This is a genomic window from Lentzea sp. NPDC004782 (genome assembly GCF_040609115.1).
GTDB lineage: Bacteria > Actinomycetota > Actinomycetes > Mycobacteriales > Pseudonocardiaceae > Lentzea.
Map to the genome: position 1 here is coordinate 25,247 of NZ_JBEXJN010000057.1, position 7,195 is coordinate 32,441.

The 7,195-nt window shown below is 68.7% G+C and carries 3 protein-coding genes; all 3 read right to left on the minus strand.

Annotated elements, in window-relative coordinates:
* Positions 1-56: 56 nt before the first annotated feature.
* The 3 genes from ABZV40_RS37020 to ABZV40_RS37030 all read right to left on the minus strand — a co-directional run bounded on the left by ABZV40_RS37020 (position 57) and on the right by ABZV40_RS37030 (position 7,025).
* Positions 57-617 (minus strand): snapalysin family zinc-dependent metalloprotease, encoded by a 561-nt coding sequence (locus tag ABZV40_RS37020; protein WP_355452767.1) that lies wholly within the window; start codon positions 615-617, stop codon positions 57-59.
* 256 nt (positions 618-873) lie between these two features.
* On the minus strand, positions 874-4,608 hold the full coding sequence (locus ABZV40_RS37025) for a glycoside hydrolase family 2 TIM barrel-domain containing protein (protein WP_355452770.1): 3,735 nt from the start codon (positions 4,606-4,608) through the stop codon (positions 874-876).
* A gap of 17 nt (positions 4,609-4,625) precedes the next feature.
* Complete coding sequence (locus ABZV40_RS37030) at positions 4,626-7,025, minus strand: non-reducing end alpha-L-arabinofuranosidase family hydrolase (protein WP_355452773.1); 2,400 nt, start codon at positions 7,023-7,025, stop codon at positions 4,626-4,628.
* Positions 7,026-7,195: the final 170 nt, after the last annotated feature.

The following is a 7,195-nucleotide window of genomic DNA, read 5'->3' on the forward strand; positions in this document are numbered from 1 at the left end:
CGGGTACGGGCGAGGCCCGGGTCCACAGGAAACCCGGGCCTCGCGGTCATGCGCGCTCAGGAGTGGACGGGGATCTGCTCGTAGATCACCTTCCACTCGTAGGTGCCGGCGAACCCGTTGGCCCACAGGGAGTTAACCCGGGCCACCTCGGTGGCGTTCGGCGAGGCGACGGTGCACGACGGGCCCGGACCGCCGCCCGACATCAGCTCCGAGCACGGGCCGCTGTAGTGGTCGGGCAGGCCGAGGGCGTGCCCGGTCTCGTGAGCGGTGATGCGGGTGACGTAGTACTGCCGCGCCTGCGTGTAGTCGATGAAAATGGTGCCGCTGCCGTGGCCGTTGGTTGAGGCGTACGAGCCGCGCGGGTCGTTGCCCTCGCGGTAGCGCAGAGTGGCCGCGCTGCGGTTCTCCACCAGTTTCACGTTGGTCACCCGCGCGTTCCAGTTCGCCGCGCCTTGCCGGATGGCGCTCGCGAACGTGGGTGCGCTGCTGGTGTCGTAGTAGACGGTGACCGCCGCCGCGCTGGGCGGGGCCTCGGCGGCCGACGCCTGGCCGGTCAGGGGTGTGACGACGGTCGTGGCCGCGGCGAGCGCGACGGACAGGACGACTTTCCTGAACATGGTTCTCCTCGCTTGCAGGGTGCGAAGAATGGAGCCTCCGGGTTCCGCCATCCAACGTAAGGAAGATCGTTGCGCCTGCTTGCCCGCCGTTGGTGTGAAGCGGTTCAGCGCTCTTGACGGTTGACGTCGCTCGTTAATCGGACAAATGCGACGGAGGTGCGAAAATGGGGCGAATGGTCGTCACGGTGCGTCAAGCACACGCTGCCCGGCGAGCTGTCGGCCGGCCGGTGTCACCCGGCCGACCGGCAACCCCGCGTCAGACCCGCTGGAGCGCGAACCGCTGGTTGAGCCCAGTCCCCGCGGTCCACTGCGAAATGCGCGCACCGTCCGCGGTCGAGGCCTCCCACACGTCCATGGCGAGGCCGCTCTGCCGGTTCACCAGGCTGACCGCGCCGAGGCCCTGGTCAGCCACCTGCCACTGCTGGCTCGGTGCGCCCGTGTCGGTCTGCTGGGTGATGTCCGCGCCGGTGCTCGAGCTCGCGACCTGCAGCACCAGGCCGCTGTGCCGCGCCCGGATCCGGTAGTAGCCGCCGCCGGAGTCCAGGAAGTCGAACACCTGGTTCTGCCCGCCCGTGGCCGTCCACTGGATCGCGGCGGCACCGGCGGCGGTGGACGCGCCGTTGATGTCGACCAGCTTGTTGCTGTGCTGGGCGACGATCCGGTAGTCCACCCCCGGCTGCACCGGACCCGTGCCGCCGCCCGCGGTGCCGACGGGCGCGCGGGACAGCGCCAGCGCCTGCGCGAGGTCGGGCAGCGGCTTCAACCGGTAGGTGTAGCTGTAGTCCCGGTTGGGGAACAGCTTGTAGGTGTCGAGGGGCTGGGCGCCCCAGCTGTCGTTGCCGCCGACGCCGGTCTGGCGCAGGTTCAGCCGCAGCACCACGTCCTGGCGCCGGGTCAGCTGGTAGTCGTGCCGCGCCCCCTTCGAGAGGTCCTCGGGGGTGAAGTAGGACGCGTTCACCTCCAGCGGCTGGTCGCCGTACGCGAGCAGGCCGCGGCCGCTGCCGTTGACCAGGGCGACCCAGCGGACGTCGGTCTTGTTGCCGTTCTCCTGCGGCCGGATGTACCCGGTCCACTGCTCGGCGACGGTTGACGAGTACACGCCGACGTCGGAGCCGGTCTTGCGGTCCCAGTGGTTCTCGTGCGGGCCGCGGCCGTAGTAGCGCAACCGGGAGAGCTCGCCCGGCACGAACAGCATCGTGCCCACCTCGGGGATGTAGGGCAGGCTCGACGACCCGGGGTGCAGGGTGTTGTCGACCTTGATCTCGCCGTTGCCGTAGATCGTGTAGGTCGTGCTGAACGTCGACGCGGTGCTGGTCGGCAGGGTGCCGCTGACGGTGATCCGCGCCGCCCGGTCGGACGGGCGGTCCAGCGTCACGCGGCTCACCGTGCGGTTCGCGCCGGCGTTGCGCCACGTGCCGTTGCGGTTCGGGTGGCCGTTGCCGTTGTCGTTGTCCGTCGGTGCCCGCCAGAAGTTCGGCACGGGACCGGAGTTCAGCAGCCGCACGCCCATCGCGTCGTAGGAGGTGATCAGGCCGGTCGCCTTGGCGATGACCACGCTGAAGTCCTGGCCGGTGACGGTGATGCGGTCGGCGGACTCGGTCGCGGTCACCACCGGCACCGACGTGACCGGCGTCGGCACGACCGGCGGGCTGTCGAAGTTCACCGGCAGCTGCTGCTTGGCCACCTCGAAGCCCGCGTCGGCCCACGGCGTCGCCGCCTTCAGCCGGAACGACAGCTGCAGGAAGTGCTCCTCGCCCGGTGCCGGACTGGCCGGGCGCTGGACCGGGACCTGCACGGTCTTGTTCGACAGCGGTGGGATGTCGAGCTGTGCCGCGGTCAGCTCTCCACTTTGGACGACCGTGCCGTCGGCGACCAGGGCCCAGGCGCCGGTGAACTCGTTGACGTTGGTGAACAGGTACTCGTTGGTGATCCGGACGGCTCCGGCGGCACCGGCGGCGGCGACGTTGATCGCCTGGTAGACCTGCTTGACCTCGACGGCCTTGCCGCTGATCCGCCGGTCGGCGGTGACGATGCCGTTGGCGCAGAAGTTGCCGTCGTTCGGGTTGTCGCCCCAGTCGCCGCCGTAGGACACGTACGCGGCGCCGGACGAGGTCTTCCAGTTCAGGCCCTGGTCGACGAAGTCCCAGATCCAGCCGCCCTGCAGGATCGGGTTGGCCCTGATGACGTCCCAGTACTCCTTGAAGTTGCCGGTCGAGTTGCCCATGCTGTGGGAGTACTCGATCATCACGTACGGGCGCCGGTCGCCCGTGTCCCTCGCCCGGTTCGCCACCCCGGCGGGGCTTTCGTACATCGCGGACCGGATGTCGCTGACCTGGGGCCGGTTGTCGCCCTCGTACTGGATGATCCGGGTGGGGTCGGCCGCGCGGATCCAGTCCCGCATCGCGACGAAGTTGCTGCCGCCGCCCGCCTCGTTGCCGAGCGACCAGATGACCACCGAGGGGTGGTTCTTGTCCCGGTGCACCATCTGGGCCGCCCGGTCGAGCACGGCCGCGGTCCAGTCCGGCTTGGAGTCGGGGTAGTTGTCGCGGACGCCGTGCGTCTCCAGGTTCACCTCGTCCAGGACGTAGAGGCCGTACTCGTCGGCGAGGTCGTACCACACGGGGTTGTTGGGGTAGTGCGACGTGCGGACCGAGTTGATGTTGATCTGCTTCATCACCGTGATGTCGCGGATCATGTCCTCACGGGTCAGGGCGGCACCGCGCTCGGGGTGCATCTCGTGCCGGTTGGTGCCCCGCAACGACACCGGCTGGCCGTTGATCCGCATCAGCCCGTCCTTGATGGCGAACTCGCGGAAGCCGACCCGCGCGGACACGGTCTGGATCACCGTGCCCGCCGGGTCCTTCAGCGTCAGCACCGCGGTGTAGAGGTTCGGGTGCTCGGCGGACCAGAGCCGCGGCCCCGGCACGGCTTTCGAGCCGCGCGCGGTGGCCTCCTGGCCGGTGGAGGGCGAGTTCACGGCTGTCCGCAACGGTTCCGGCCACACCGGTTGCTTGTTCTGGTCGTACACCTGGGTTTCCACGGTGAACGTGCCCGGCTGCTGGCCGCCGCCGTTGCGCAGGACCACCGCGACCGCGAGGTCGGCGTTGGTGTAGTTGTCCCGCAACGGCGTGGTGATGGTGAAGTCGCGCAGGTGCACCGGCGGCAGCGAGTAGAGGAAGACCGGCCGGAAGATCCCGGCCAGCCGGATCATGTCCTGGTCCTCCATCCAGTCCCCGTCCGGGAACCGGTACACCTCGACCGCGACCAGGTTGGACCCCGCCTTGACCTGGTCGGTGATGTCGAACTCCGCCGGTGTGTACGAGCCCTCGCGGTAGCCCACCTTGGTGCCGTTGACCCACAGGTAGAACCCGGACTTCACGCCCTCGAAGTGGACGTGCACGCGCCGGCCCTGCCACGCGGGCGGGAGCGTGAACGTCCTGCGGTACTGGCCGACCGGGTTCACCCGGGTCGGCGCGAACGGCGGCTGCGCGTTCTCGTTCTGGCCGTTGGCACCCCACCACGGATAGGTGATGTTGACGTAGATCGGGTTGTCGTAGCCGTGCAGCTGCCAGTTCGCCGGCACCGGCAGACTGGCCCAGGCGCTGTCGTCGTAGTCGGTGCGCCAGAAGTTCAGGTCGCGGTCCGCGGGTTTGGTGACGTGCTTGAACTTCCAGGTGCCGGTCAGGTCCAGCCGGAACGGCGAGTCCGCGCGGTCGGCCGCGAGCGCCTGCTGGAGATCGGCGTACGGCATGAGCGTGGCGTGTGGGGGCTGCGCGTTGACCTGGAAGATCCCGATGTTGTTGTTCCACTCGGGATAGCCGTTGGGCGGATCGGTCCACGCCGCGGCCTCGACCGTGCCCGCCGCCGGCGCGGGCACGGCGGGTTCGGCTGCGGCGGTCCTGGCGAGTGCCGGGGCGGCGAGCGCCGCCAGCCCGCCGCCGAGCACGGTGCGGCGGCGGACCGACGAACGCTCGTCTGGTGCGTTGGACAACGTGTTCTCCTTGCCCGTCAGCACGGGGAGTTGGTCTGGGTGAGCAGGCCGAGCCGCCACGGCAGGCTGTTGTAGTCGCCACCGGAGTTGGGGTCACGTCCCTGGTACAGGTACCGCATGTTGCAGGGGCTGATGGTCAGCGTCTGGTCGCGGCCGGACCGGATCATCTCGCCGTGGCTGATGTCCTTCGTCCACGCACCCGCGGGGAACGTGACGTTGGCCGCGCCCGCCAGCGGCGAGCTCTCGGTGTCCGCCAGCGCCGTCCACGGCCCGGCGATGCTGCTCGACGTCCAGGACCGGAAGTACCTGCCCTGCGAGCCGATCGCCTCGACGATCAGCGCGTACTGGTTCGCACCGTCCACCTTGTACACGTTGGACGCCTCGAACAGCGCGTACTTGTTGGAGTCCTGCGCGGCGATGACCGGCTCGCTCATGCCGTTCGGGAAGTTCCCGATCGGCGTCTGCGACCGGTAGAGGTGACCGTTGTCGTCGGAGGAGAACAGGTGGCAGTCGGTCGCGTCGCAGATGACCCACATGTCGACCCAGTAACCGCTGCCGATGTTGTCCCTGATGATCTTCGGCATGTCGGTGTAGAAGTGCTTCGGCGCGCTCCACCCGGCCGGGTTGCTGATGTCCGGGTTGGTGGAGTAGGCGGCGTTGCCGTCCTGGTAGACGAGGTACCAGAGGTTCTGCGGCGCGAAGAAGAACACCTCGGGCGCCGCCCGGTAGCCGGTGCCGATGCCCGACCGGTCGAGGTAGAAGTGCGGTGCCGCGCTCGCCTGCGCCCAGTCTGTGAAGCTCAGGTACACCATGTTGTAACCGGCGGCGTTCGCCACGCTCGCGAAGACGTGCCACTTGCCGTCGTGGTACACCACCGACGGGTCCTTGATGCCCGCGATGTTGTGCGTGGCGTCGGACTTCGGCGCGATCAGCTGCTGGCTGGAGCTCCACGTGAACCGCGACGGCAGCGGGCCGGGACCGGGACCCGGGCCCGGGTCCTTCAGACCGGTCCACTGCTGGTTTGTGCCACCGTTGCAGGTCCACACGATGACCTTGGTGCCGTTGGCGGTGCCGCGGCCGTAGACGTCGAGGCACAGTCCTGATTGGACGTTCGTGATCGTGCCGTTGCTGTTGACGTTCCACTTCTGGTTGTTGCCGCCGCCGCAGTTCGCGATGGTCGCCGACGCGCCGGAACCCGTGCCGGACGTGTCCAGGCATCGCTTCGAGTCGCCGGTGTAGACCGTGATCTCACCGGCCGTCGAGCGCACCCACTGCTGGCCCGTTCCGCTGCCGCAGTCCCAGATCTGCAACTGGGTGCCAGGGGAGGTCGACGAGTTCGGCACGTCCAGGCACTTGCCCGCGGAGACGGAGCGCAGCGTGCCATTGCCGCCACCACCGCCGCCGCCGTTCAGCGCGTCGAGCACTGCGGTGTACGCCTGCTTCTTGTTGTAGTTGCCGTCGAACAGCAACGGGGTGTCGCCCGACCGCCACGAGTACTTGTCCGTGATGCCCCACGGGGTGATCCCCGTGCAACGGCTCACCGCCATGCATGCCTTCACCACCGTCCGGTAGGTCTCGGCCTGCGCGGAACCGGAGCCGCCGACGTCGAGCTCCGTGATCTGCACGTCGACGCCGAGGTCGGCGAACCGCTGCAGGTTCGCCTGGTAGCTGCTCAGGTTCGCGCCCTGGCCGAGGTGGGTCTGGAAGCCGACGCAGTCGATCGGCACGCCGCGGGACTTGAAGTCGCGCACCATGTTGTAGATGCCGGTGCTCTTCGCGTTGATGCCGTCGGTGTTGTAGTCGTTGTAGCAGAGCTTCGCGTTGGGGTCGGCCGCGCGGGCGGTGCGGAACGCGTCCTCCATGTAGCCGTCGCCGAGCCGTTGCTGCACGAACCACTGGCGGCGGGTGCCGTTCTCCTCGAACGCCTCGTTCACCACGTCCCAGGCGTAGATCTGGCCCTTCCAGTGACCGGCCACCTGGTTGATGTGGTTGGCGATGGCCGCGCGCAGGTCGTCGCCGTTCAGGTTGTTCACCCAGCCGGGGATCTGCTGGTACCACACGAACGTGTGGCCGCGGATCGACATGCCGCGGCTGCGCGCCTGGCTCACGATCTGGTCGGCGGGACCGAAGTTGAACTGGTTGCGGTTGGGCTCGACGGTGTCCCACTTCATCTCGTTCTCGGGCGTGACGCCGTTGAACTCCGTGCCCCAGGTGTTCACGTACGCCGAGTCGCCGAGGTGGCTCGCGGAGATCGCGGCACCGAAGTAGCGGCCGCTCTGGGCCGCCGCTGCCCCGAGCGTGCTCGCCGCCGCGGTGGCGGTCGTGGGGGAGATCGTGAGAGTGGCCGCGGTGAGCCCGGCGGTCAGAGCGGCCAGCGCCGTTCTGACCCGTCGGCGCGGAGGTGGACTGGTGAACATCGAAACCCTCGTTTCATCGTTGAAGGGGGTCTTGATCGAATCGCCGTCAACCACACCCGACCCGCCGCGCCTGCGGGCCAGCTGGTTTTCGGCGTCTGCAAGTACCGGGCCTTTGCCGTGGATGAAGGGCGCCTTCATCCACCTGACGTCGATGAAGGCGCCCTTCATCC